We start from the raw sequence: 24,751 nt of genomic DNA, 5'->3' as shown, positions 1-24,751 counted from the left end.
GTGAGATTCGAGGGATCAGCCCGGTCCCGGCCCGGACTTCAGTGCCAGACGCCGGTGAAGTCGATCTCGTGTGCCCACTCGGGATGGTCTACCAGGGGGTTCCGGTTGCCTTGGATCTCCGCGATGGCCGCGTTGCGGTGCAGTTCGTATTCGGTGACCGCCTCGCTCTCGTGCCACCGCAGCAGGACGGGCAGCCGGTCCTCGGGGAACTCGCGCGCCGCGTCGCCGACCTGGCCCGGGTAGCGGAGGAGGAAGTACAGGGTGGCGCGGGCGACCGCGGCCTTGCCGTCCTGCGGTTCGAAGCCCGTGCTCTCGCGCATCCCGCAGGCGTCCCGGACCGCCTCCTCGAAGTCGGGGAAGTCGAAGTAGGGGAAGTTGCCGCGGAAACTGTTGCAGCCCACCTCGCACGCGAACAGGTGGTGCAGGTCGCCCCGCATCGGCTCCTGCTTGGCGAACCATGACTGCGGCACCACGTGCTCGCAGTTGAACGGCAGCGACGCCTCCAGAGCATCGAACTCCGCCTCGAACTCGGCCGGTCCGGCCGTGCTCTCCTGCATGAGGAGTTCCTGCACCTGGGCCAGTCGGGCCTCGGCCACGGCCGCGTCGGCCCGTATGAGCTCCTCGGCGGAGAAGTCCTTGCCCGAGTAGATGCTGCGGAGCCGGCCGTCCTTGTGCAGGTCGACCCACGGGTAGACCAGCCTCATCGGCTTGTACCGGGGTTGCGGCTCGTGGGTTTCCGTCAGCAGCGCGGTCAGCGAGCGGCGCAGCGCACTTCCGTCGCCGGTGCTGACGTGCGCGTAGTACGCCTCGCGTGCGGCACTGTCCGCGGTCCGGTCGTAGTAGGGGCGTTCCCGCGCGAGCCGGTGATTGACCAGGGCCGCGTCGACGTCCTTCTCGACGGCTGTCACCACGTCCGGACGGCGGGGCCGCCGGGGTGCGACGCTCGGTGCCGGGGCGAGCACGGGCAGGGGGGCGAGGAGCGCGGGCTGCGGAGCCGGGGCCGTGCCGAAGCCGAGAGTGATGTGCAGCGGCACGGTGAGGTGGGCGGCGTTGTCCGCCACGTGTGCCTGTTCCTGGGCCTGTGCCGGGGAGCCGTCGGTCCGCGTCCGGATGGACTCGCCGTCGGGCGAGGGCACTGGAGCAGTGCTCTCCGTCGGGGACGGAGTCAGCCCTGTGGTGAACACCTCGTCCCGCAGCCGGGCCGCCTCTCCGGACAGGGGCACCTCGTGCAGGGCCCGCAGCACACGGCTGATCCGTACTCCCTCGTTGGCCCGCCAGGCCAGTTGTTGCTCGCCCATCCCGGGCTGCCACACCGTGCCGTCGATGCTCAGTGGCCGGCCCGCGGCGTCGGTCTTGGGGACCGCGGAGTGGTGGAGCGCGACGACCTCCCACTGGTCGTTGAAAACAGCGGAACCCGAGGAACCCTCGCGGGTGTCGGACTCATAGTGGAGGAACCGCTCCAGCACGTCGACGATCTGGTTCTCGCGCAGCGCGATCTGCTTGGGTTCGCCACGGGGATGCTGGATGATGTTGACGAACTCCCCGAGGACGACCTTTCCCTCGGCCTCGCTGAGCACCAACCGGCCGAACGACGACAGATCCTCGCCCTGCACACCGCGCGGGGCGACCGCGACGAGGGTGTAGTCCAGCGCCCGGTCGGTAACGAAGAACCGGGACGGTTCCAGCGGGAAGACGGCCGGCACGAGCGGACTCCCGTCGACGCCGTCCTGGAACGCGAACGCGACCTTGCTGCGGCTCGCCTCCTCCGTGCCGCGCAGCACGTGGTTGTTGGTGAGCAGCAGCGAGGGGGACACCATGAATCCGGTACCGTGGCCGCCTTCCGGCCCGCTGATGGTGATCCGGCCCACCGACCGGGAGACCTGGGCGCCTTGCTCCAGGAACGCGACGGGAGTGAGGTTGTTGCGGCCGATGAGGCGCTCCAGTCCCAGCACCTCACTCGTGAAGGTCTCAGGAGGCAGTTGGAGAGTGCTCCCCGCGCTGCTGGTGGGCTCCGTCGGCGTACGCTCGATCGCCCGGACCATGGCCCAGTCGGCGCCGAGACGTGCCAGCCGCTTCTCGACCCGATCGGGTTCGTCCGCGTAGAGCGGGCCGCGCGTCGCGACCACGGACTGATTCCGCTGCCGCCGTTCGGTCCGGTTCCCATAGCGTGCTGCGGCCATCGTCAGTTGTGACAGATAGTCCGACTCTCGTCCGGACGCGAGTTCCGCCGTGGCCATGATCCGCCTCCTGGCCTGTTCGATTGGGGCGGTGGTGTCTGAGACACGTTCTTCCGGGGGCAGGCGGGGCGGCACCCGGCCGGATGCGCCGGCTCTGCCAAGGGCGCACGAGTGATGTACGCGCGCTGCAATGCTCACATTGCTCTCATATCCGATGCTTGCAGACAGGGGATGCATGTGCAAAGGAGGAGACGGTCGTGCTCACTCGACGAACGCGTGCTCTTCGGGCGGTGAGACGTCGAGTGCGTGATCGGCCGCACCACGTGCTGAACTCATGGCCCCGGAGCGCCCTTTGCGGCACGCTCGGCCCTGTGCCGCGCCCCTCGTACGCCGCGAGCGACCGCTGCCGGTGGAGGGCTTGAGACTGTCCCCATGGGGGAGGGCCGAGGGTGGCGGACATGGACAGAAGTGGTCCGGACGGACGTTCCGCCGGGCACCTGACGAAGGCGAGAGTGACGGTTGATGACCACGCGGACCCCCCTCGTCGACGCGGTCGTCGACCGGGAACTCATCGAGGCCGCGGCTCATGTCGCGCGCACGCGGTGCCGGGGCGACAACCACACCATGGCGGCCGCGGCCCGCGCCCGGGACGGCCGGATCATCACGGCGGTGAACGCCTACCACTTCACCGGAGGCCCCTGCGCCGAACTCGTCCTCATCGGGGCGGCAGCCGCGCAGGGCGCGTACGAACTGGACACGATCGTCGCCGTGGGCGACCGCGACCGGGGAGTCGTGCCCCCGTGCGGCCGGTGCCGTCAGGTCCTCCTCGACTACTTCCCCTCCCTCGAGGTCATCGTCGGCGCCGCCGGCCGCACCCGCACCGTCCCCATCGCCGACCTGCTGCCGGCGACCTACGTCTGGGCCGACCACCAGATCGACGCCGGGTAGGCAGGCAGACGCGGCAGATCAGGCGGGGGAGGCGTCGGCGCCGGTGCTCTTGCCGCTGTCGCGCTGGTGGCCGCGGCGGGCGTCGCGGTCGAAGATGCCCAGGATCTCGCAGGGGCCGCCCTCGGCGCCGATGGCGTGGGGAAGCATGGTGGGGAATTCGGCGGCCTGGTTGGTCTCGACGCGGAAGCGGCGGTGTCCCAGCATCAGGACCGCGGTTCCGGACAGGACGACGAGCCATTCCCGGCCGGGGTGGGCGCGCATGCGTGCGGGATTGTCCGGGGGCGGGTCGGTCATGCGCTGACGTACGACGGTCATGCCGGGGTCGCCCTTGACGGGCCAGCGCATCAGTCCGTGGGCGCCGTCGATCATCGGGCTGGTGACGACGTCGTCGCTGGCGGTCTCCACGAGCTGGTCGAGCGAGGTGTCCAGGGCGCGGGCGAGCGTGACCAGCTGGTCGAGCGCCAGGCGCCGTTGGCCGTTCTCGATGCGGCTCAGCGTGGACTGGCTGACGTTGGCGCGGGTGGCCAGTTCCTCCAGGGACCAGCCCTGTGCGACCCGGAGGGCGCGGATGCGTTTGCGTACGAGGCTGTCCAGCTCGCCATCATTTTGCGTCATAGGCAACATCCTATGCCCTTCTCGCAAGGCGCGGTTACGGTCGTCCGCAGACGGCAGAGACACCCGGCCCGGCACACGGCCCCGGTGCGCGGCCGTCCCCTTCTTGTCCTTGTGAGGAGAACCATGAGCACGAAACAGCCCGTTGCGGTGGCTCAAGCCGGTGACGTGAGCGCACCGGACGCACGCCGGCTGCGCGGCATCCTGATCGCGGTCTCGGTGGCGTTGATGGCGGTCGTCGCGTCGGTGTCCGGGCTGAACGTCGCCCAGACCCACCTGGCCGTCGAGTTCGGCGCCTCCCAGAGCACCGTGCTGTGGATCATCAACATCTACACCCTGACCCTGGCGGCGCTGCTGCTGCCGCTCGGCGCGATCGGTGACCGGCTGGGCCGCAAGCCCATGCTGATCGCCGGTCTGGCCGTGTTCGGCCTCGCCGGTGCCGTGGCCGGTCTGGCCCCGAACACCGAGGTGATGCTGGCGGCGCGCGCGGCCGGCGGCGTCGGCGCGGCGATGATCATGCCGATCACCCTGGCCGTCATCACCTCCACCTTTCCCGAGGAACAGCGCGGCAGGGCCATCGGGGTGTGGACCGGTGTCGCCGGGGGCGGCGGCATCCTGGGGATGTTCCTCTCCGCCCTCCTGGTCGACGTGGCGGACTGGCGGTGGCTGTTCGTGCTGCCCGTGGTCCTGGCCGCCGTGGCCCTGGCCATGACGCTGAAGACGGTTCCCGACTCGCGCGAGCGGACCACCCATTCCTTCGACACCGTCGGCGCGCTGGCCTCCGCCGTGGGCGTGGTCGGCCTCATCTTCGTCCTGCAGGAGGGCCCGGAGCGCGGCTGGACCGCTCCCACGACGCTGATCGCCCTGAGCGGCGGCCTGGCCGCCACCGTCGGCTTCGTGGCCTGGGAACTGCACCGCCGCGACGCGTCCCTGCTGGACGTGCGCCTGTTCCGGGAGCGCGGTCTCGCCGGCGGATCCGTCACCTTGCTGGTGGTCTTCGGCGTCCAGGCGGGCATCGCCGTGGTCCTGTTCCCGTTCTTCCAGGCGGTGCTCGGCTGGTCCGGACTGCTGGCCACGCTGGCCCTGATGCCCATGGCCGTGGTGATGATGGCGGCATCCGCCCTGGCCCCCAGGATGGCCGCGGGCGTCGGCTTCCGCCCGACCATGCTGGCGGGCATCGCGCTGGGCGCGGCCGGTCTCGCGCTCATGGCGCTGTTCGTCTCCGTGGACGGCGGCTACGTGACGATTCTGCCCGGCATGATCGCCATGGGGCTCGGCATGGGCCTGTCGATGACCCCGTCGACCGAGGCGATCACCGGGTCGCTGCCGAGCGGGAAACAGGGTGTCGCCTCGGCGTTGAACGACGTCACCCGCGAGTTCGGCACCGCGCTCGGCGTCGCCCTGCTCGGCGCCCTGCTGTCCGCCGGCTACCGCGGCTCCATCGACGGCAGGCTCGACGGCATCCCCGAAACCGACGCGGACACCGCGCGGGAGGGCATCGCGGGAGCCGTCGAGGCGGCACCCGGCAGCGGCGCGCACGCGCAGGACCTGATCCACGCCGCCCAGCAGGCCTTCGTCGACGGCTGGCAGCAGTCCATGTGGGCGGGTGTCGCCGTCATGGGCGCCCTGTTCGTCTGGATCACCTGGCGCGGACCGGGACGCCCCGCTCCCACGGCGGATGACGGCACCGGCGACACCACCACCGAGACCGCCGCCGTACGGTGACGACCTGAGCGTCGGCTCGGTTCAGAACTGCTCGAACAGACGGGCCGCCATGCCGCGCGCATGCCGCAGTCGGCCGCTGTCGCCCTCCAGGCCGGCGCGCACCACGGCGCCTTCGAGGAGGAAGGCCAGATGCTCCGCTGTGGCGCGGGCGGCATCGGGACGGCCGGGCAGCAGCTCCTCCAGGTGAGCGGCCATCAGGCGCTCGACCTCCTCCTTGTGCCGGCGCACCAGCGCCCGGCCCTCGTCGTCGGCGGGCAACTCGGCGGCCGCGTTGAGCAGTCCGCACCCACGGAAGCCCTGCTCGTGGGCGGCGTCGGCGCTGTCGATGTAGGTGTCGAAGACGGCCAGCACACCGTCCCGAGGGGTTTCGGCCCGCTGAAGCCGTGAGCGGTACCGCCTCAGCCACTCCTCGTGCCGGGCCTCCAGGTAGGACAGGACGAGATCGGCCTTGGAGGAGAAGTTGTTGTACAGGCTCATCTTCGCCACGCCCGCCTCGGCGGTGATCGTGTCGATTCCGGTCGCCGTGATCCCGTCGGCGTAGAAACGCCGGGCCGCGGCGGCCAGGACGCGCTCGCGTGCCGGCCGCCGCCTCCCGGTGACCGGCGTCCGCTCCGCCTCGCCCATCATGCACTCCGCTTCTCTGGGTAGACTGATCTACCTAATATAGACGGGACGGAGCCACCATGACCCTCCTCACCGACCACCTCGTCGTCGACGGAGTACGCCTCGCCCACCGGGACCACGGGCGGGGCACGCCCGTGGTCTTCCTGCACGGCACGCCCTCGCACTCGTACGAATGGCGCGACGTCGTACCTCACATCGAGGCGGACGGCTTCCGCACCCTCACCTACGACCTGCTGGGATACGGCCTGTCCGAGCGGCCCGTGGACCGCGACACGTCGGTCGCCGCCCAGACCGACCTCCTGGAACACCTGCTCGACGCGCTGGACGTCGACCGGGCCGTCATCGTCGCGCACGACATCGGTGGCGCCATCGCCCTGCGCTTCGCCGTCGCCCACCCCGAGCGCGTGCGGCAGCTGATGATCATCGACTCGGTCAGCTACGACTCGTGGCCCTCCCCGACCTGGCGGAAGATCATCGACGGGAACCCGGACGACTTCACGGGCATGTCGCAGGACGAGTTCGACACATTGCTGACCCGCCAGCTCGGCATGACCGTCACCGACACGTCGCTCATGACCGGACGCGTCCTCCAGGCCTATCTGGCACCCCACCGGTCCGCCCTGGGCCGCGTCTCGTTCTTCGAGCACCAAGTGCGCCACTACGACTCGAAGTACACCGAGGAGATCAGCGACGACCTCGAGCGCCTGACGATGCCCGTGCGCATCCTGTGGGGCGAGGAGGACCAGTGGCAGCCCCTTCACTACGCCGAGCGGTTGTGCGGCTCCATCCCGCACGCCGACCTCGTCACCGTCCCCGGCGCCGGCCACTTCCTCATGGAGGACGCCCCCGAACGCGTCGTCGAGGAGATCAGGAACTTCCTCGCCGCGCGCTGACGGCCGCCGCTCCCGGAGTGCGTCGCCGCGCCGTGCGAGGGGTGCCGGAGCGGACCGTACGTCACGGCAGGGGAGTGCGATGCAGTGCGACGAGCAGGTGCCAGACCCGGCGGGCGATCGTGTCGGGACCGGCCGGGACGAGGCCGTGCAGCCAGTCGGCGAGCACTCCCGTGAAGGTCGCGGCCACGGCGGAGGCGATCAGATCCGGCTCCGGCGCTCCGGCCAGGCTGCGCTCGGTTCTGCTGCGGGCGCGGAGATCCCGATGGAGCACGCGCCCCAGCGGGCCGCCGCCTCCCGGGCTCAGCAGCGCCTTGTAGAGCCCGGCGTGGGGGGTGAGACCGGTGAAGAAGTCGATGAGGGGGAGAGGCGGGGTGACGGGGTCGGGAGTGCCGCGCCAGGCGTGCAGGGCGTCCACCGCGTCGCGGACCACGTCGGCGCAGGCGTCGACGGCCAGTGCTTCCAGGTCCGCGTAGTGGAGGTAGAAGGTGGCGCGGCCCACCCCGGCCCGGCGCACCAGCGCGGCCACGCTGATCTCCGCCAGCGGGCGCTGCGCACACTCGTCCAGCAAGGCGCGGCGCAGCTTGGACCGGGTGCGCACGGCGCGGGGGTCGCCCTGCGGATCCGTCATCGGGCGAGGAGAACCGCGGTGAGTGCGAGCGCGCCGGGCAGAGCCTGAGCGATCAGGATGCGCCGGTTCGCGGTGAAGCCGCCGTACAGACCGGCGACGATCACGCAGACGAGGAAGAAGACCTGTGCCCGGAACCCTGTCGGGTCGCCGGCGATCAGCCCCCAGGCCAGCCCCGCGGACAGAAAACCGTTGTAGAGGCCCTGGTTGGCCGCCAGCGGCGCGGTGGCCCGGGCCAACTCGGCGTCGAAGCCGGAGAGTTCGCGACCCGGCCTCTTCTCCCAGAGGAACATCTCCAGGACGAGGAAGTAGGCGTGCAGGACGGCCACCAGGGCGACCAGGGCATTCGCTGTCGTGTCCACCAGGACCCACTCCTCGATACGAATTGGACAGGTGTCCAGCATACATGGACAGCTGTCCATGAAGGCGTCCGGTGACGAGGTGCCCGAAAAGCGGTGGAAGGGCGCCACTGTGCGCCACTACCGTGCTGCCGACCCAAGTCGTCTGATCGAGGACGTGCCGTTGTACACCCTGTGAGACCCCCCGAGCGCTGAATCGTCGCGCGTCGCACCTCTGCGCCGCGCTGCTTCCTGCTGCGGACTTCTCACTGAAACCGGTGTACTTCTGTGCTCACGACCTGGGTGGTCATGCCCACCTGCCTGCCGCTCGTCCTCCGCCGCTGTCACGCGTGCCCGTCCGAACGCTTCCGGACAAGCGGCAGATTCCGCGTCAACGCTCACCACAAGCTCATCGACGCCTGGCTCCTCGCGCTCTGTACCGCCTGCGGGGAAACGACGAAGCTCACGGTCATGGAGCGGATGCACGTGCGCTCCGTACGACCGGAGCTGCTGGACCGGCTCCATGACAACGACCCCGGCCTGGCGGCCGAGTTGCTCCAGGACCCGGTCGTGCGGCGCCGCAATCGCATCGCCCTCGACTGGGACGACGCCTGGCGCCTCGACACCGGTGGACCGGACCACCTGGACCGCGAGGTGATCGACGTCTCGGTCCGCTTCGCCGCGCGGATCCCTGTCCGGCCGGTACGGCTGATCTCTGAAGGGTGCGCTCTCTCACGGGCCGAGGTCGAAAGACTGATCGCGGCCGGGAGACTCGTCTCGGCAGTCCGGCTGAGCGGCAAACTCTCCGGCGACTTCACCTTCACCCTCAAGCGCTGAGCCGACTGCTCCAGGTGCCCAGTGACGCCCGGCGGGCCGGTCAGCCCTGCCGGGCGTGCACCGGGTCGTTCGCGACCTCCTCCGGGCACTTCCGGTGCGGTTCGCGCGTCCGCCGGTCGCGCCTCCAGTCGGACGCCGCCAGTGCCAGCGACGCCAGCATCATGACGAGGGCGGCGCCCAGCGCGATGACAAGGGCGCCCTGATAGTCGTCGCTCCTGCCGAGCATCAGATAGAAGAGGCCCGGCAGGGCTGCCGTACCCACTGCCGCGCCGAGCCGCTGCCCGGTCTGCAGGGCGCCCCCTGCCGCGCCTGCCATCCGCACGGGCACGTCCCGGAGCGTCATGGTGATGTTGGGTGAGACCACGAAGCCGCTTCCGACGCCGCCGATGAACATGACAGGGGCGGCGATCCAGGGAGCGACGTCGAGGGGAGCGAAACGCAGCAGCAGCGCGGTTCCGCCCAGACCGACGATCACGCCCGCGAGGCCGCACACGGTGAGCAGCCGGCCGAGCCGGTCCACCAGCCGGCCCGCCACCACGGCCGCGCCCGCCGAGCCGAGGGCGAACGGAGTGACCGCGAGACCGGACCGGAGCGGCGAGAAGCCGAGGCCGTGCTGGTAGAAGAGGGCGAAGACGAGCCAGACGCCGCTGAAGCCGATGAAGTAGAGCGTGCCGACGCCGGCGCCGACCGCGTAGCCGCGCACCGTGGTGAACAGCCGGGGGTCCAGCAGCGGCTTGCCGCCCCGGGCGACGAGACGGTACTGCCGGCGGACGAAGCCGGCGAGGACCAGAGCGCCGACGGGGAACATCCACCACAGGCGGGCCAGTCCGCCGGACTCCGCCTGGACCAGTGGATACATGAGCGCGAAGACCCCGAGTCCGAGGAGCAGGACGCCGAGCACGTCCACCTGCCCCCGGCCGGACCGCCGGGTCCGAGGCAGCAGGCGGCGCCCGAGCAGGACGGCGAGGACGCCGATGGGGACGTTGACGTAGAAGATCCAGCGCCAGCCGTTCTGATCGCCGGCCAGCGCGAGCAGCGCCCCGCCGACGATGGGGCCGGAGGCGGAGGAGATGCCGACGGTCGCGCCGAAGTAGCCGAAGGCACGGCCGCGTTCGGCGCCGCGGAACAACTGCTGGATCAGCGCGGAGTTCTGGGGCGCCATGAAGCCTGCCGCAAGCCCCTGGGCGAGGCGGGCCACGACCAGCAGGGTGATGTCGGGCGCGGCCCCGCAGGCCGCGCTGAAGACAACGAAGCCGCAGAGGGCGAGCAGGAAGATACGGCGCCGGTCCAGGGCGTCACCGAGTCGCCCGGCGGTGACGAGAGCGAGGGCGAAGGTGAGCGTGTAGCCGGACACCACCCACTGCGCCTGCGCGGGGGACGCGTCCAGGTCCTTCTGCACGGTCGGCAGCGCGACCGCCACGATCGTGACGTCCAGCAGGCTCATGAAGCCGGCCACCAAGGTGACCCAGAGGGCCCGCCACCGGTGCGGGTCCGGCTGGTACTCGTCCTCCGGGGCACCGGGGTCCCGGTCACCCGCCGCTGACGCCGACGCTGTCACAAGGAGTCCTCTCGCAGGCCCGGCCCGGGCCAACAGGTTCCCCGACCGGGGCGTGCGCACACCCGGCGACCTGCGAATGGGCCATGGCCCGGCCGGCCGGCCGGCCGAACGCACGGGGTCCTGACCGAGCGGTGCCCGGCGCACGCCGATGAGGGCGGTGCGGCGGCGGAGCCGGATGTGCAGGGTGGGCCGGTAGGTGCGTTCCTGCTCTCCTCACGTGCGGATGATCCGGACGTGAAGGCAGACCGGAGACGACGGCGGAACTCATCGCCGCGCCCGCCCGGCACGGCCGGGATCACCCGGGCCGCAGTCGCGTCACCGGCTGCTCCGTGGGCCGGAGGGCTGGAGGAGCTGGTCGACCGGTGCGTAGTCGTCGGTGAGCAGTGGGGCGTCGCCGATCCAGGAGGTGAGGTCGTCGCCGACGGCGACCTTCCAGCCCGTCCGCCGGGCGTCCAGCGCTTCCTGGAGGGCCCGCGGATCGACGGCCCGGTCGGAGGCGACCAGCACCAGATTGCCGCCCTCGGGGATGGCGGCCGGGGCGAGGCCGACGTCCTTGGCTTCGCCGAGGAGGGCGACGTTCTCGAAGGTCTCGCTGAGCGTGGCCGCTTCGGCACGCGCGAAGGCCAGGTCACCGTGATCGATGAGGTTGGCGACGTAGAGGCCGTCCTCGTTGAGCACCCGCCGTACGTCGGCCATCGCCTCGGCCGTCGTGAGGTGCCAGGGGACGCTGACGCCCCCGAAGGCGTCGCCGACGACGAGGTCACGACTGCCGGTGTCCAGTCGCCTCAGTCCCAGCCTGCCGTCCTCGGCCCGTACGCCGATACCGGATCCCGGTCGCAGACCGAGCCGGTCGCGGTCGATGCGCACGACCCCGGTGTCGATCTCCGACACGAGGCTGTGCGTTCCGGGCCGCGTGGCCGCGAGGTACCGGGGAAAGGTGAGCCCGCCCCCGCCCAGGTGGTGGGCAGCAAGTGGTTCGCTCCCGGGAAAGGCGGCGTCGACCACCGACGCGATGGCACGCACATACGTGAATTCGAGGAAGGTCGGATCGTCGATGTCGACGTAGGAATGTCTCACGCCGTCCAGGACGAGTGTGCGGCCGCCGGCCCGGTCCGGGTCGGCGACGACCCGCGCGCAGTGGTACTTGGTCTCCGCGTCACAGCCACCGGGCGCGACCGTGGTGGCGAGGCCACCGGCGACCACCACGAGTGTGAGGGCGGGAGTGCCGCTCCATCCCCGCGTCCGCCACTCCACCAGCGCCGAGCCAGCCAGCAGCAGTGTTCCGAGACCGATCAGGATGCCGCTGACCGGCAGCCGCGACACGAGGACGAAACCCGTGAAGACGGTGCCGAAGATGGCCCCCACGGTGCCGACGCCGGACAACCGGCCGACGACCGTTCCGGTCTCGGCGAGGCTGGTGAGACGTAACTTGGTCACGACCGGAGTCACCGCGGACAGCAGCGCGCCCGGTACGAGAATGGTCAGCGACGCAATCAGCAGCAGCATCGCCGGTGTCCACTCCGCAGCGGTGCGGAGCACGGCGGGGGTCAGCGCGACCACCGCTCCTGACAACCCGAGCGAGGGGCCCAGCAGCCGACGTGGATCGACCTGGTCCGCCACGCTCCCGCCCAGCCAGGAGCCGAGGGCGATCGCCGTCAGGGCGATGCTGATCACCATGGTGCTGGTCTCGAGGGTGAGGCCGAGGTAGGGAGCGAGCAGCCGCAGCGCGACGATCTCGACCACCAGGACTGCGGCCGAGGACCCGAACACGAGCACGGCGGCAACCCGGGGACCCAGGCCGTGATCGCGAGGCGCGCCCTCGGCAACAGGCGAGGAAGACAATCCGGTCACGCGCGACATCCTTGCACGTGACGCGTCGACCGGGCGATACGGCGAGCACCCCTCACTCCTCCAGCTGCCTCGACGAACTCCCGTACGCAGCACGGCGATACCGCTTCCTGACCGTGGATCACGTCCGTCGCTCGGTGTTCCTCACCTGGCGTGCGAGGAGGCGGAGGACCCAGGCCGCCCCGACACCGCGGTCGACGATCTTTCTTTCACATCGGCTTTCGGGGGTACCCGCCGCCGTGGACAGGAACAGGCGGCCGGCCCCCACGCGTGGCCGACCCGCGAAGAACGGACCAGGAGGGATCAATGAGCACGGTCAAGGAAACGGTCGACGTGGAGGTCCCGCTCCGCAGGGCCTACGACCAGTGGACGCAGTTCGAGGACTTCCCGCACTTCATGGAGGGCGTCGAGGAGGTCAGGCAGCTCGACGAGCGGCACAACCACTGGACCACCAGCATCGGTGGGGTACGACGCGAGTTCGACACGGAGATCGTTGACCAGCTCGTGGACGACCGGGTCACCTGGCGGTCCGTCGGTGGCGAGGTCCAGCAGCGCGGCTCCGTCAGGTTCGAGCCGCTGGACGACACGCACACCCGCGTGGAGCTCACCATGGACGTCGAGCCCACCGGCATCGCCGAGAAGGGCGCCGACGCCCTGGGACTGATCGACCTGCGGGTCAAGGGTGACCTGCGTCGATTCAAGGAATACGTGGAGAGCGGCGGCACCACCGGCGGCTGGCGCGGACGCATCGCGCCGGGAGACCCCGGCGCCACGCACTGACGAGCCGGCACGGCACCACCGCACAGCTGCGCGGCGACGACCTGCTGACCACCGCCCATGAGGGCGCGTCAGCCGGTCTGTACGGGCTCCCGCACGGACACCACGTGCGGGAGCCCGCGCTGTGTGGGATGAGGGCCAGTGACCGCGTGCTGCTGGGGCGTGGGGCGAGCAAGGGCTGGACCTCTTCAGCGTGCGCCGTGTACGGCGGGCACCGCGCCCGGTCGAGTCCGCAGCGGACGTACCACCGCCATGTCCTCCTCGAGGCCGATCCTCATGGCGAAGTCGAACCGGTCCACCTCGAGACACAACCCCACATCGGCGGGGTGAGCACCGCGGCGTCGCCCACCGCGCAGGGCGTCCGCGGCCGGGGAGACGCCCGCGCGGTGCAGATAGGGACCGGGATCGGGACGACCCCCGGTCAGGAGCCGGTCCAGGTACTCGGCGCATGCCAGATCCTCTGCGGCTCGGCCGTCCTCGCCGGTGGCGACGAAGGTCACCGAGCCGACGCCGGCGTCCCGGAGGGCCCGGGCCGTCGCCCCGGCCACGACGAAGCTCGCGCACAGCGCCAGGGTCGCCTCGGCGACCGCCAGGGCCCCGACGGTTCCCGCGGTGGTCTTCTGAATCACGGTGCGGCCCGCCAGGTCGGCCTCCTGGATCAGGCCGGGGGAGTTGAGCAGGTCGAACCCGCTGGCCGGTGCCCCGTCCTTGAGCGCGAGCCAGCCCGGGTGACCTGCCTTGACCGCCAGTGCCTCGTCCTGGTCGGCAGCGAGAACGATCTTGTCTGCCCCGCGGTGGAAAGCCCATGCGGCGGTGGTGAACGCCCGCATCACATCGATCACCACGGCCACCCGTTCGGTGCCGTCCACCTCGGGTATGCCGACCACTCGCGAGTCCATGCCGGGATGGTGGCAGCCCAACGATGAGGTCCACAAGGCGCGTTGACGCTCGTCGCTGCCCTGCGACAGGTCCGACGCGGTCGCCTGCGTGGTCATGCCTGTGGCACGGGACGCGGTGTCACCCGGCGAGGGCGTCGCGGCGGCGCGCGCCTGCAGGATTCTCTCGCGCGGCCACGGCGGCCATGGCTCCGTCCCGGAGCATGACGAGGTGCCTGCCGGCCGCGTCGGCGGGCGCGTGGCCTGCCTGCTCCAGCAACTCCGTGACGGTGTCCAGGGGCGCGTCGGCAAGGACGTATGACCCCGGCCCCTGAGCCCCGCGGGCCCGAGCGGCGTTCCCCCGCGCCGAGTGGGCCCGCGCGTTCCCGTCCGGGCGGCGCGGTGACCGCGTCGAGGCCGGCCCGCGGCTGTGGGATGAGTCCGCCGACTGCTCCGTACGGCGGAATTCGTCCCCCTGGCGGCGCCATCCGGCGAGGTCGCGCTCCCGCATCCGGGGCAGCGTGGTGCGGCAGACGACGGCGCTACGAAGGGAAGTCCGGATGTCGAACACGACTCGGCGGTTGAGCCGGCGTGGTCTGCTCATAGCCGGTGGGGCCATGGCGTCCGCCACGGCCGCCGGCACCACGCGGACGTCCCGTGCCCTGGCCGGGGGAGGGGACAGTCCGAGCGGCACCGAGGGAGGCGACGACGCCTGGCGGGCGAAAATCGACGTGCACCACCATTTCACCGCACCGCAGTGGGTGGACTGGGCGGAGCGCGAAGGGGTCGTGCGCCGGGAGGAGTTGCAGTGGTGGTCGCGCTGGGACGTGGATTCCACGCTGGCGCAGATGGACCGGGTGGGAATCGCCACCGCCGTTCTCAATCCCACCATGCAGGACCGGTACCGCTCCGCGGCGCAGGCCAGGGAGGGACTGTCCGTCGTCTTCGAGGCCCTGACCGCGTTGGCGCACGAACACCCGGGCCGTTTCGCCTTCCTCTGCCCCGCCGTCCTGGATCACCCCGACGTCACCACGTGGGCGCTCCGACGGGCCTTCGACGACCTCGGTGCCGTCGGAGTCAGCATGAAGGCCGGCTACAACGGTGTGTACCTGGGTGATCCCTCGTACGACCGCTTCCTCGCCCAAGTCGACGAACGTTCGGGCGTCGTCTTCACCCACCCCCTCGATCTCCCGGGGAAACCACCAGGGGTACCCACCGTTCCCGGTGTCCCGAACTTCATGTGCGACTTCCTGCTGGACACCACACGCGCCGCGGTGAACATGATCCGCACGAGAACCCTCGACCGGTACCCTCACCTGTCCGTCGTCCTGCCCCACGCCGGGGGATTCCTCCCCCAGATCGCCACCCGCCTCGAGGCCTTCGGCGACTTCTGCACCCCGCCCATCGACGCATCACGTGTGCGGGACGCCCTCCGCCGTTTCCACTACGACACGGCGGGCCCGCTCGCTCCGGCGTGCACCCTGGTGGAGACGGCCGGGGCCGACCGGATCCTCTTCGGCACCGACTGGCCGGCCGCCTCCGCCGAGATCATCACCGACTACACGGTGCCGGCCGTAGAGGCGGACCACGCGTTCACCGAGCACCAGCGCCGCGGCATCTACCGCGACAACGCACGGCGGCTCATGCCCGCGCTGAAGCGGGCCGACCACACCGGCCGCCGGGGCAAGGACGAGCACAGCGCCTCCGGCGAGCGTGAGGTACTCGCCGCCCGGTAGGGGGTCCGCTCCCGGGACGCTCAGTCGAGACAGAACTCGTTGCCCTCGACGTCCTGCATCACGATGCACGACTCGTTGTGGTCATCGGCGAGCAGCAGCCGCACGCGCGTCGCGCCGAGCGCGACCAGCCGTGTGCACTCGGCCTCGAGCACGGCGAGGCGTTCCTCCCCCACGAGCCCGGTGCCGACCCGCACGTCCAGATGCAGCCGGTTCTTGACGACCTTCCCTTCGGGAACGCGCTGGAAGTACAGCCGCGGGCCCACCCCTGAGGGGTCACCGCAGGCGAATGCCGAACCCTGTCGCTCGGGTGGCAGGGAGCGGTCGAAGTCGTCCCACGTGGCGAACCCCTCCGGTGGCGGCGGTACGACGTACCCCAGCACCTCGCACCAGAAGCGAGCGACGCGCTCGGGTTCGGTGCAGTCGAACGTGACCTGGAACTGCTTGACCGTTGACATCGGCGCACCATAGCAGGGGAGAAGCCGGTACGCGGGTGACAGCGTGACCGTCAGGGTCACGCTGCCACCGAGCGGACTCGCGCCGGTGGCGGGAGAGCCGGGGAACCTACGGAGCGCTACCGGAGGGTGATCGCGTAGACCTGCACCCGGGGATCGTTCTGCAGGCCGATGGAACGCACCGTCTTCGACGCGTCGAGCTCCGCCGAGGTACCGAAGAGACGCACCGGCGGGCCGTCCACACCCTGCCCGCGCTTGATCCGGTGCGGCATCTCCAGTGCCACGGTGCTGCCCCGCGGCGCCGTTCCCGCCCAGTCGCCCACGGGGACCGGCACTTCGGCGGTGGTTCCGTCGGTGTAGCGGACGGTGAGCATGGTCGTCACCGGGCCGTGGTGGGCCGCGGCGACCAGGCGCAGCGCGCCGTACGACCCGGCCGGGAGCAGCACGGCCTGACCGCGGGCCTCGACGAAGTTCGCGGCCGTCCCGGACGGGTCGGGAGCGTCATGGGTCACGCCGTCCCAGACGACCGGACCCGCCGCCGGCAGCAGATCACCGTCGTAGCTCCACCCCGCCCCGTCGAAGTCGCCCGCGCCGGACGCCGCGACGGTGGCCGTACCGTCGTGGTTCACCTCCTTGCCGAGGTCCACCGCGCACCCCTCGTCGACGTCCGCCGCGCAACGGGCCGCGGCGCGCACCTCGACGGTCGCGGTCCGTTCCACGCTCTTCACCCCCTTCGCGGCCGCGGTGATCCGCACGGTGTACGAACCCGGCGCGGTCCCCGCCGGCACGATCACGTCCACCGCCGCGGTCCGCTGGACCGGAAGCCGGTGGGACGTCAGTGAGAAGGGCTCGGAGGTCTTCACGGTCCAGCCGCCGGGTGCCCTGGCACCGACGTTCACCCGCAGTGTGCCGGGGGACTGGCCCAGCACGTCCAGCTTCAGACGGACACTCTGCTCGCTGTCGGCCGTCGGCACGACGTCGGAGCCGGTGCGGAGTGACGCGTCGAGGTGCCGGCGGGAATCGGCCGCGGCGCGGTTGACGGACGGTGGCTCCGCGCCCTTGCCCGTACCCCATGCGGAGGGCTTGTCGGCCATCTCGAAGACGAGGTCTCCGCCCTTGGCGACCGCGTCCCAGTCCAGCCAGGTGGCACGCAGGCTCTTCCCGCCGAACTCCGCCTTCCGCACATAGCGTCGGGTGTCGCTCGTACCCGGTGCCTTAACGGTCAGGGTGCCGCCCTGCCCGTTCCCGTAGGCGCCGATGCGGATGACCGCCGAGGGGAACTGCGGGCTGGAGACGGCGAGGAAGTCGCCGCCGTTCGTCGTCGGGTACAGGCCGAGGGAGGAGAAGACGTACCAGGCCGACATGGTGCCCAGGTCGTCATTGCCGGTCATGCCGTCGGGCCCGTCCGTGAAGAGCGTCATCGCGGCGCGGACCACGGTGGCGGTCTTGGCGGGTGCGCCGGCCCACAAGTACATGTACGGGGAGTGCAGATCGGGCTCGTTGTTCGGGTTGTAGGTCGGCTTCCCGTAGTAGTCGTACGGTGCCGAGATCCAGTCCTCGCGAGCCGTTCCGGCAGGATCCGCGAGGAGTTCGCCGTACGCGAAGAAGGAGTCGAGCCGCTTCTCGGTCTCGCGCTTGCCGCCCATGAGGGACACGAGCCCGGCCGGGTCCTGGGGCACCAGCCACTGGTACTGGTAGGCGCCGCCCTCGTGGAACTGGTGGCCGGCCTCGACGGGGTCGTAGGGCGTCAGCCAGGTGCCGTCGGTCGTGCGGGGCCGGAACTGCTTGATGGAAGAGTCCCACAGGTTCCGGTACCACTGGCCGCGTGCCGCGAACACGCGGGCGTCCGCGGTGTGCCCCAGTCCCCTGGCCATGAGGGCCAGCGACGCGTCAGCCGCCGCGTACTCCAGGGTCGCCGACGCGGGATGACGGCAGTCGTTGTCGCCGCCCTTGTCCGGGCAGTCCTTCCCCGGTTCCAGCCCGCTGGGGATGTAGCCGCGCTCCTGATAAGCGGCAAGTCCCGCACGGCCGTTGTAGGGGGAGTCGTCCGGCGGCGTGCTGAGGGCGTTCTTCCTCAGCAGCGCGTACGCCTCCTTCTCGTGGCCCGCGAGCAGGCCCTTGGACCACGCCTCGACGAGGAAGGGAGTCACCGGGTCACCGGTCATGATGTTGGTCTCGCTGTTGGCGAGCGACCAGCGCGGGAGCCAGCCGCCGTCCCGCCCGATCGCGACGACCGACAGCGCCACATCACGGGCGACCTTCGGCTGCAGCATCTGGAGCAGTTGGTTCTGCGGCCGGTGGGTGTCCCACAGTGACAGGTTCTGGTACGGCGTGAACCCGGACGCGGTACGGGTCTTCCCGTCGAAGCCCGCATACCGGCCGTCGACGTCCCCGGCGAGGTTGGGGTGCAGTTGCGCGTGATAGAGGGCCGTGTAGAACGCGCGCTGCCGCTCCGTGGAACCACCGTCAATCTTGACGGAGGCGAGTTGCCGCTCCCAGGTCGCGTGCAGGGCCGCGCGCGTGGCGTCGAAGTCGTACGAGTCGTCCGTCTCCGCCTCGAGGTTCTTCCGGGCACCCGCGACGCCCGTGTAGGAGAGCCCCACCTTGACGACGACGTCACGGTCGGCGGCGGCGTCGAAGGTCACCCAGGCCCCGTTCCCGCCCTCGCCGGCCGCGTCCCGCTCACCGGGCTCGGGGGTGGTGCCGCGCCAGGTGCCGTGCGCGGCGAACGGCCTGTCGAACGTCGCGGTGAAGTAAAGGGTGTGCCGGTCCTTGCCCGCGCAGAAGTTGCCCGCTTCGACACGGCCTTCGACCGTGCGGTCGCCGACGACATGGACCTCCGAGTTGTGCACCTTCTGGTTGGCCTTGCCCGTGTTGAACAGGACGTTGGCGCGGTCCGTCGAGGGGAAGGTGTAACGCTGCCATCCCGTGCGGGGTGTGGCGGTCAGCTCGGCGTCGATGCCGTACGTCTTCAACCCGACGCGGTAGTAGCCGGGTTCGGCGTCCTCGTCGTCGTGCGAGTAGGCCGAGCGATAGGCGTCGGGGTCGACGTCGTCGACCGCTCCGGTCGTCGGCATCAGCGGCAGTTCACCCATGACGGAGCAGCCGACGCCGGAGAGGTGGGTCTGGCTGAATCCGTGGATCCTGTCCTGCTGGTGGTCGTAGCCTCCCTGACCGCCGGTGTCCGGGCTGACCTGGACCATGCCGAAGGGAGCACTCGCGCCGGGGAAGGTGTTGCCGAAGTTCTGCGTGCCGATGAACGGGTTGACCAGCGAGGTGAGCCGGGGCACCGCCGCGGGCGCCTGGGCCAGGGCGGGCGCCGGGCTCAGAGCACCGCCGGCAACGAGCAGTGCGGCGAGGACGGCCGATGCGCGGTGACGCAGTCGGCGGAGGGGTCTGTGCATGGAAGCGGTCTCCTGTTCCTCACCTCCCATGTGCTGCGCGACATGTGAGGTGATCTCCAAGCGACGGACGAGTGGGCACATTCGATCGGTCGCACGTGCGGCGCTCGGGTGGGGAGCAGCGGCACCCGGCCGGCTGAAAGCGGACTAGATCATGCTCTGACATCGTTGTCAACAGGTTCCGCACCGGCGCAGCCCGGAGGCTGCGCCGGCCGGCCGGCGCAGCCTCCGTCGTGTGCGCCCATGGCTCACCCGTGCTCGTGCGCATCGGGGTCGAAGCCCTCGGGCGCCTTGTCCAGGAAGGTGGTGACCGTGCCGATGCGGCCGTCATGGCCGAAGGCGAGGACGTCGGTTCCCGTGGCGAACTCCTCGCCACGGGCGTCCAGTCGCCACAGCAACCGGGCGTGGCCGTGGTGGATCTCCGGCTCCCGGCGTGCTCGGAACGCCACGGTTTCCATGTGCTGCAGGAAGCGCTCACGGAAGTCGATCAGGGCCCGCCGTCCGGTGAGGACTCCGATCGGTGCGCAGTAGCGGACCTCGTCCGTGAAGACGCCGGACGCCGGGTCGTCTCCCTCGCTGGACGCCGAGGTGTTCCAGAACCGCAGATACCGGTCGAGGCTCTCCTGGTACCGGGCGGTGGTCGGTTCGATGGTCCGGGACATGGCTGGCTCCTTCGTGTTCCGTCGTCGTGCGACGCATCGGGGCCGTCCGATGCGGCACGGTCCGTGCCCCGACTGTGCGGCGCGCCGCGGTCCGGTGTCGATGACCTGCGGGGTCATTGCAGGCGCACAGCCGATGGGACAACCTCGGAGCATGGTCACCTTGGAACCGGTCGGACTGCTCGTACGACGCTGGCGGCAACGCCGCAACCGGTCGCAGATGGACGTGGCGCTGGGAGCGAACCTGTCCACTCGCCACCTGAGCTGCATCGAGACCGGGCGCGCCATCCCGAGCCGGAGCATGATCGAACGACTCTGCGACGAACTCGACGTGCCGCTGCGGGAGCGCAACGCCTTCCACCTGGCCGCGGGCTTCGCGCCCGTCCATCCCGAGCGGCCACTCGCGGACCTCGGCACGGCTCGGACCGCCGTGGAGGCCGTGCTCGCCGGCCACGAGCCGAGTCCGGCGCTCGCGGTCAATGTGCGCTGGGAGCTGGTGACCGCGAACCGCGCCGCGACGGCGTTCTTCGCGGGCCTGCCGGCCTCGCTGGTCACCCCGCCGGTCAACGTTCTGCGCGCCACACTGCATCCGGAGGGCCTGGCCCCGCGGATCCGCAACCTCACCGAATGGCGCGCGCACACGCTGCGCCGTCTACGTCGTCAACTCGCCCGGACGGCGGCCGAGGGGCTTGCGGAACTACTGGCAGAACTGGAGTCCTACCCCGCACCCGCCGGCCGCACCGAGGAGGAGAGCAGCGACGACCTCGCCGTCCCGCTCCTCCTCTCCTCGGACCACGGTGACCTCGCGTTCCTCTACACGACCACGGTCTTCGGATCGCCGAAGGACGTGACCCTGGACGAGATCGCCGTGGAGACGTTCTTCCCCGCCGACGCCGCGACAGCCGATCTGCTCAGGGCCATGAGCCCGGAGCGGACGGGGGCGGGGACGCTCTGAGGCGGCGTCTGCCCGCCGACGGATGGCGCCTCACCGTGGCGGCGGGGACTCCGGGTGATGACACGGCGCCGCCCGCGCGGAGACAGTGGTGCGAAAGGGCCGGGCGTCACCCATGGGAACGCCCGGCCTCCTCGAGCCGCCGGTGCGAACGGTTCCCGCCCCGGCTGCGCAGCGGGGCGTCCGCCTCGGTGAGGACACGGTGGACGAACCCGTACGACCGCCCGTGAGCCTCGGCTATGGCCCGTATGGACAGGCCGTTCTCATACTGCTCCTTCATCTCCCGCGCGAGTTCCTCGCGGGCCGTACCTGTGATCTGCTTGCCCTTGTCCACGACTCGCCTCCTTCGATGATCGACGACTGGACGTGCTCGTCGTCTACCCCCGACAAGGGAAGAGTCACCGGCTCACCGTGCGGTGTCACCGCCCACCGTGTCGCGCCTCGGCCTGAGGCGTCGTTCCCGCCAGCCGGTCGGTCAGCGTTCCAGGTCTGCGCGCATCGCGACGAAGAGCTTCCCCGCATCGGCGAGTGTGCTGTTCTCGAACAGTGCGACGGCCGCCGTGCCCTCGTCGGCCCAGCCGCAGATGACGTTGCCGTCCTCGCTCAGCGAGGCGAGCAGGCACTCCACCGAGCCGCCGAGCGGTCCCGGCTCCACCGGCTGAGCTTCGGGATTCCCCAGCTCGGGGTCCCACTGAATGTACTCGAGCATGCCCCGGAACAGGTGCTCACGACGCTCGTTGGTGTCCTCGGGCACATGATCGACACCCTCGAACAGCACCGGTGTCCCCCGCCCGCCCGGCTTCCCGTAGTTGCCGGTGACCAGCGTCATGCCGTCCCGCATGTCGCCCGGGTCGACGGGGACGTCCGCCAGGGCCCCGTCACCCGTCAGCCTGTCCAGGCCGCCCGCGCTGGGAGCGTCCACCAAGGTGCGCGGACCGTTCCCCTCCGCCGAAGGCGTCGGCGACGCGGGCTGTGAGACCTGCGCGCTCGGGGAGGTGGAGGGAGGCCCCGCATCTTCCGACCGACATCCGCTGACGGCCAGCACCACCATCACGGCCACGGCCGTCAGGCCCACTCTCGCCGCAGGCACACACTTCATCGAACCCCCCGCTGTTGCTTCACTCGTGGTCGTTCCCGCACGTTCGGACGGCGGCAATGATCAGTGACGACTTGTTCCGGCCGGATGGTTCCCGCCCCCCGGGCACCGTACAGAGGCGAGGCCCTCCGGACCGGACGGATGATCCTGGCCGCGTTCCCTTCCGTCAGCGGCTCGGAAATCAATTGCCCCGGCCGGGGGAAGGAACTAGCGTCACGTGCCAGCGCGACAGACGCGTGATCTCGGGATGGGGAGGTTGATGAATATGGCCGCCGTCGGCCCTCATCAGCATGCCCTCATCCGGCCCGCGCGATAACAGGGCGCGGCCCGGTCGTTCCCACGACCAGGAGAGACACATGTCTTCCTCTTCCCCATCCGTCCACGCCGACGTGGTCACCGAGCGCCTCGTCCTTCGGCCCTGGACCATGAGCGAGGCCACCGCGGTCCTCGACGACATCCGCTCCTCCCACTGGGCGGACGACTTTCCCGCCGACGGCGATCGCGTGGTCGCGGGCCTCCTCGGCCGGCACCCCGAGTGGCTCGGCACCTACGGCCACCGTCTGATCATCGAGCGCGACAGCGGCTTGGTGGTGGGCTCCATCGGCCTGTTCTGGCCACCCAGCGAAGGCGTCCTGGAGATCGGATACGGCATCGTGGCCTCCCGCCGCGGCCGGGGCTACGCCCCCGAGGCCACCCGGGCCCTGGCCGAGCTCGCCCTCACCGCGCCCGGTGTCCACACCGTGTCAGCCACCGTGGAAGTGTCGAACCCGTCCTCGGTCCGCGTACTGGACAAGGCCGGCTTCCGGCGCCGCGCCGCGGAGGGCGACGTGGTCGAGTTCAGGATCACGGGTCCTGGCCACGATCGCAGCTGACCTCCCGGGGTCCCGGAGGCGAGGCTCTCCGGGACCCCGGCACGGTGGCGCGGGACGGTCCGCACAAGGAGCCCCCGGGCCGACCCGCCGGCCGCTCAGCGGTTGAGGCGGGCGATGGAGGCGTTCAGAGCGGTCGCGAAACAGCACCAGGCGGCGTACGGCAGGAGGGTCCGTGCGGCCGTGCGGTCGACGCGTGCGGTGCGGCGCAGCAGCTCGGCGTTGCTGAGGTCGAGCAGCAGGGTGCCGGCCAGCCCGGCCGCGGGGCTCCGGCGGGCGAAGAACAGCCAGTTCCATGCCGCGTTCAACCCCAGGTTGACCCCCAGACTCCCCGCGAGTCGCCTGCGCTGCCCTACGTCGTCGGTGCGGCCCAGCGCGTGGCCCGCCGCGTACACGATGGTGGCGTACAGCGGCGTCCACACGGCTCCGAACGTCCAGGGCGGCGGCTGCCAGCCCGGTTTCCGGAGCGTGCGGTACCAGTCGCTGTCCGCGTCGACCGCCCGCGCGCCGGCCACGGCCGTGGCGGCCACCGCTGTCGCCGCGGCGCCGTAGCGCCGCCAGGGCTCGGAAGGGGAAGGGGCGCGGCGGAGATGCGAGAGCCTCATGGTCCCCGAGTGCCCGAGGCGCAGACCACCTCACCCGGGGCAGAACGGAAACGCTGCAGGGTCCCGGCCCAACGCGGACAGACATCAACGAACTATGGCATTTCACCCTACCCGTGCGTACGCTGTCAGGGATCCCCTGCCGGGTGCGCGGTGCCGACACGCACCGCTCGTCACCATGGGCTCCTGAGCCCGCGAAACAGGCAGGGACAGGCGATGGCCGACCACCACACACGGGCTGACACACGGCACTGGCTCGATCGAGCGGCTTGTGCCGGCGAGGATCCCGAGATCTTCTTCCCGCTGTCCGACACCCTCGCACCCGGCGCGGAGGCCCGGGCCGCGCTGGCGCTGTGCCGCCGTTGCCCCGTGCTGTCGGCCTGCCGCGGCTGGGCCGTCGAGCACGGCGAGGACAACGGCATCTGGGGAGCCACGACCGCCGCCCAGCGCCGGGCCATCCGGCGTGCCGCAGCGGACGAGGGAACGCGGCCGGCGTACCGGCGGCGCCACCACCCGGCGGACGACGGCCCGGACACTGCTCCCCAGCCGGTGGGCTGATGCTCGCGGGACTCATGCTGCCGAGCCCCTTTCGGGGACGCCGGAGACGCCCAGTGCCCGCGCGCGCGGTACCCCTACTTCCGCCGCGGTTCGTCGCGAGCCTGCTGAAAGGCCTCGGACACGGTCTGCGCGGCACCGGACAGCAGCCCCTTGGCCACTCCCCGAGAGCCCGACTCGCGCATCTTGTCCGGGAGTTCGGTCAGCCCGGCCGGCTTGCGCGGTCCCGCCTCCAGATCGAGACGGTTGCACGCCTCGGCGAAACGCAGGTAGGTGTCGACGCTGGCCACCACGATCCGAATGTCGATCTTGAGTATCTCGATGCCGACCAGAGACACCCGCACGAACGCGTCGATCACCAGCCCACGGTCGAGGATCAGCTCCAGTACGTCGTAGAGGCCACTGGAGCCTCCCCCGCCACGCTGCGGCGCCATCTGAGTCATCGCGATCAGCCCCTTTCCCAGCCCTCGTGCCCGCTCGGTGCCCCTTCATGTGTCCCCGCGGCCGGACGGCCGGGGCCTACGGCAACGGGGGATGGGAAAAGCCGCCCGCCGGCCGCCACGCCGTCGTGGTCCCGCACCGGCCGCCGCCC

Annotated in this window: 25 protein-coding genes and 1 pseudogene; 10 read left to right on the top strand and 16 right to left on the bottom strand. The window is 70.9% G+C overall.

Annotated elements, in window-relative coordinates; translation table 11 throughout:
- Positions 1-38: 38 nt before the first annotated feature.
- On the bottom strand, positions 39-2,237 hold the full coding sequence (locus tag F1615_RS24525) for an endonuclease (protein ID WP_149551238.1): 2,199 nt from the start codon (positions 2,235-2,237) through the stop codon (positions 39-41).
- A 462-nt stretch (positions 2,238-2,699) separates the two neighbouring features.
- Here F1615_RS24525 and F1615_RS24520 point away from each other — a divergent pair, with 462 nt between their 5' ends.
- Positions 2,700-3,125, top strand: a complete 426-nt coding sequence (locus tag F1615_RS24520) for a cytidine deaminase (protein ID WP_149551237.1) — start codon at positions 2,700-2,702, stop codon at positions 3,123-3,125.
- An 18-nt stretch (positions 3,126-3,143) separates the two neighbouring features.
- Here F1615_RS24520 and F1615_RS24515 read toward each other — a convergent pair whose 3' ends face one another.
- Positions 3,144-3,749: a helix-turn-helix domain-containing protein gene (locus tag F1615_RS24515; protein WP_149551236.1), complete on the bottom strand. Its 606-nt coding sequence runs from the start codon at positions 3,747-3,749 to the stop codon at positions 3,144-3,146.
- A 114-nt stretch (positions 3,750-3,863) separates the two neighbouring features.
- Here F1615_RS24515 and F1615_RS24510 point away from each other — a divergent pair, with 114 nt between their 5' ends.
- A complete protein-coding gene (locus tag F1615_RS24510; protein ID WP_149551235.1) occupies positions 3,864-5,462 on the top strand; it encodes an MFS transporter in 1,599 nt (532 codons plus the stop codon).
- Between the two features lie 21 nt (positions 5,463-5,483).
- On the opposite strand, the gene F1615_RS24505 is transcribed toward F1615_RS24510, so the two are convergent.
- The gene (locus F1615_RS24505; protein ID WP_149551234.1) at positions 5,484-6,089 is read right to left on the bottom strand and encodes a TetR/AcrR family transcriptional regulator; all 606 of its coding nucleotides are present in this window, start codon (positions 6,087-6,089) and stop codon (positions 5,484-5,486) included.
- 56 nt (positions 6,090-6,145) lie between these two features.
- Between F1615_RS24505 and F1615_RS24500 the strand changes: the two genes are divergently transcribed.
- Entirely contained in the window at positions 6,146-6,979 is an 834-nt protein-coding gene (locus F1615_RS24500; RefSeq protein ID WP_149551233.1) for an alpha/beta fold hydrolase, read from the top strand.
- Between the two features lie 61 nt (positions 6,980-7,040).
- On the opposite strand, the gene F1615_RS24495 is transcribed toward F1615_RS24500, so the two are convergent.
- Together F1615_RS24495 and F1615_RS24490 are read right to left on the bottom strand one after the other, a co-directional pair.
- Positions 7,041-7,607 carry a TetR/AcrR family transcriptional regulator gene (locus tag F1615_RS24495; protein WP_149551232.1) on the bottom strand — a complete coding sequence of 189 codons (567 nt, stop codon included), beginning with the start codon at positions 7,605-7,607 and terminating at the stop codon, positions 7,041-7,043.
- Positions 7,604-7,966 carry a DUF1304 domain-containing protein gene (locus tag F1615_RS24490; RefSeq protein WP_149551231.1) on the bottom strand — a complete coding sequence of 121 codons (363 nt, stop codon included), beginning with the start codon at positions 7,964-7,966 and terminating at the stop codon, positions 7,604-7,606. The genes F1615_RS24495 and F1615_RS24490 overlap by 4 nt, the downstream gene beginning before the upstream one ends.
- A gap of 31 nt (positions 7,967-7,997) precedes the next feature.
- Here F1615_RS24490 and F1615_RS35695 point away from each other — a divergent pair, with 31 nt between their 5' ends.
- Positions 7,998-8,141 (top strand): hypothetical protein, encoded by a 144-nt coding sequence (locus tag F1615_RS35695; RefSeq protein ID WP_167533845.1) that lies wholly within the window; start codon positions 7,998-8,000, stop codon positions 8,139-8,141.
- A gap of 110 nt (positions 8,142-8,251) precedes the next feature.
- Positions 8,252-8,779 (top strand): DUF1062 domain-containing protein, encoded by a 528-nt coding sequence (locus F1615_RS24485; protein ID WP_167533847.1) that lies wholly within the window; start codon positions 8,252-8,254, stop codon positions 8,777-8,779.
- A gap of 40 nt (positions 8,780-8,819) precedes the next feature.
- Here F1615_RS24485 and F1615_RS24480 read toward each other — a convergent pair whose 3' ends face one another.
- Together F1615_RS24480 and F1615_RS24475 are read right to left on the bottom strand one after the other, a co-directional pair.
- A complete protein-coding gene (locus tag F1615_RS24480; RefSeq protein ID WP_149551229.1) occupies positions 8,820-10,337 on the bottom strand; it encodes an MFS transporter in 1,518 nt (505 codons plus the stop codon).
- 315 nt (positions 10,338-10,652) lie between these two features.
- Positions 10,653-12,197 carry a fused MFS/spermidine synthase gene (locus tag F1615_RS24475; protein ID WP_149551228.1) on the bottom strand — a complete coding sequence of 515 codons (1,545 nt, stop codon included), beginning with the start codon at positions 12,195-12,197 and terminating at the stop codon, positions 10,653-10,655.
- 294 nt (positions 12,198-12,491) lie between these two features.
- Here F1615_RS24475 and F1615_RS24470 point away from each other — a divergent pair, with 294 nt between their 5' ends.
- The gene (locus F1615_RS24470) at positions 12,492-12,965 is read left to right on the top strand and encodes an SRPBCC family protein (RefSeq protein ID WP_149551227.1); all 474 of its coding nucleotides are present in this window, start codon (positions 12,492-12,494) and stop codon (positions 12,963-12,965) included.
- Positions 12,966-13,150: 185 nt separating this feature from the next.
- Here F1615_RS24470 and F1615_RS24465 read toward each other — a convergent pair whose 3' ends face one another.
- Both F1615_RS24465 and F1615_RS36425 read right to left on the bottom strand, forming a co-directional pair.
- Positions 13,151-13,861 (bottom strand): 2-phosphosulfolactate phosphatase, encoded by a 711-nt coding sequence (locus tag F1615_RS24465; protein ID WP_167533844.1) that lies wholly within the window; start codon positions 13,859-13,861, stop codon positions 13,151-13,153.
- Positions 13,862-14,036: 175 nt separating this feature from the next.
- Positions 14,037-14,135, bottom strand: a pseudogene (locus F1615_RS36425) (TetR family transcriptional regulator); the annotation flags it as partial.
- A 262-nt stretch (positions 14,136-14,397) separates the two neighbouring features.
- Between F1615_RS36425 and F1615_RS24455 the strand changes: the two are divergent.
- Positions 14,398-15,573 (top strand): amidohydrolase family protein, encoded by a 1,176-nt coding sequence (locus F1615_RS24455; protein WP_149551225.1) that lies wholly within the window; start codon positions 14,398-14,400, stop codon positions 15,571-15,573.
- Positions 15,574-15,593: 20 nt separating this feature from the next.
- Here the strand turns inward: F1615_RS24455 and F1615_RS24450 are convergent, their stop codons facing one another.
- The 3 genes from F1615_RS24450 to F1615_RS24440 all read right to left on the bottom strand — a co-directional run bounded on the left by F1615_RS24450 (position 15,594) and on the right by F1615_RS24440 (position 20,088).
- Positions 15,594-16,028, bottom strand: coding sequence for a VOC family protein (locus F1615_RS24450; RefSeq protein ID WP_149551224.1), 435 nt, complete (start codon positions 16,026-16,028; stop codon positions 15,594-15,596).
- A 116-nt stretch (positions 16,029-16,144) separates the two neighbouring features.
- A complete protein-coding gene (locus F1615_RS24445; protein WP_149551223.1) occupies positions 16,145-19,429 on the bottom strand; it encodes a GH92 family glycosyl hydrolase in 3,285 nt (1,094 codons plus the stop codon).
- A 245-nt stretch (positions 19,430-19,674) separates the two neighbouring features.
- Entirely contained in the window at positions 19,675-20,088 is a 414-nt protein-coding gene (locus F1615_RS24440) for an isomerase (protein WP_149551222.1), read from the bottom strand.
- Between the two features lie 151 nt (positions 20,089-20,239).
- Here F1615_RS24440 and F1615_RS24435 point away from each other — a divergent pair, with 151 nt between their 5' ends.
- On the top strand, positions 20,240-21,040 hold the full coding sequence (locus tag F1615_RS24435; protein WP_149551221.1) for a helix-turn-helix transcriptional regulator: 801 nt from the start codon (positions 20,240-20,242) through the stop codon (positions 21,038-21,040).
- A gap of 106 nt (positions 21,041-21,146) precedes the next feature.
- Here the strand turns inward: F1615_RS24435 and F1615_RS24430 are convergent, their stop codons facing one another.
- Positions 21,147-21,371 carry a helix-turn-helix domain-containing protein gene (locus F1615_RS24430; RefSeq protein WP_149551220.1) on the bottom strand — a complete coding sequence of 75 codons (225 nt, stop codon included), beginning with the start codon at positions 21,369-21,371 and terminating at the stop codon, positions 21,147-21,149.
- 141 nt (positions 21,372-21,512) lie between these two features.
- Entirely contained in the window at positions 21,513-21,959 is a 447-nt protein-coding gene (locus F1615_RS24425; RefSeq protein WP_244328827.1) for a hypothetical protein, read from the bottom strand.
- A 530-nt stretch (positions 21,960-22,489) separates the two neighbouring features.
- Here F1615_RS24425 and F1615_RS24420 point away from each other — a divergent pair.
- Entirely contained in the window at positions 22,490-23,005 is a 516-nt protein-coding gene (locus tag F1615_RS24420; RefSeq protein ID WP_149551219.1) for a GNAT family N-acetyltransferase, read from the top strand.
- Between the two features lie 95 nt (positions 23,006-23,100).
- Here F1615_RS24420 and F1615_RS24415 read toward each other — a convergent pair whose 3' ends face one another.
- Positions 23,101-23,607, bottom strand: a complete 507-nt coding sequence (locus tag F1615_RS24415) for a TspO/MBR family protein (RefSeq protein ID WP_149551218.1) — start codon at positions 23,605-23,607, stop codon at positions 23,101-23,103.
- A gap of 213 nt (positions 23,608-23,820) precedes the next feature.
- Here F1615_RS24415 and F1615_RS24410 point away from each other — a divergent pair, with 213 nt between their 5' ends.
- The gene (locus tag F1615_RS24410; RefSeq protein WP_149551217.1) at positions 23,821-24,162 is read left to right on the top strand and encodes a WhiB family transcriptional regulator; all 342 of its coding nucleotides are present in this window, start codon (positions 23,821-23,823) and stop codon (positions 24,160-24,162) included.
- Positions 24,163-24,236: 74 nt separating this feature from the next.
- Here F1615_RS24410 and F1615_RS24405 read toward each other — a convergent pair whose 3' ends face one another.
- Complete coding sequence (locus F1615_RS24405; RefSeq protein ID WP_149551216.1) at positions 24,237-24,602, bottom strand: gas vesicle structural protein GvpA; 366 nt, start codon at positions 24,600-24,602, stop codon at positions 24,237-24,239.
- Positions 24,603-24,751: the final 149 nt, after the last annotated feature.

Origin of the sequence: Streptomyces marokkonensis (assembly GCF_008312835.1) — a bacterium.
Lineage (GTDB): Bacteria > Actinomycetota > Actinomycetes > Streptomycetales > Streptomycetaceae > Streptomyces > Streptomyces marokkonensis_A.
This window is presented reverse-complemented; position numbering and strand designations above follow the sequence as displayed.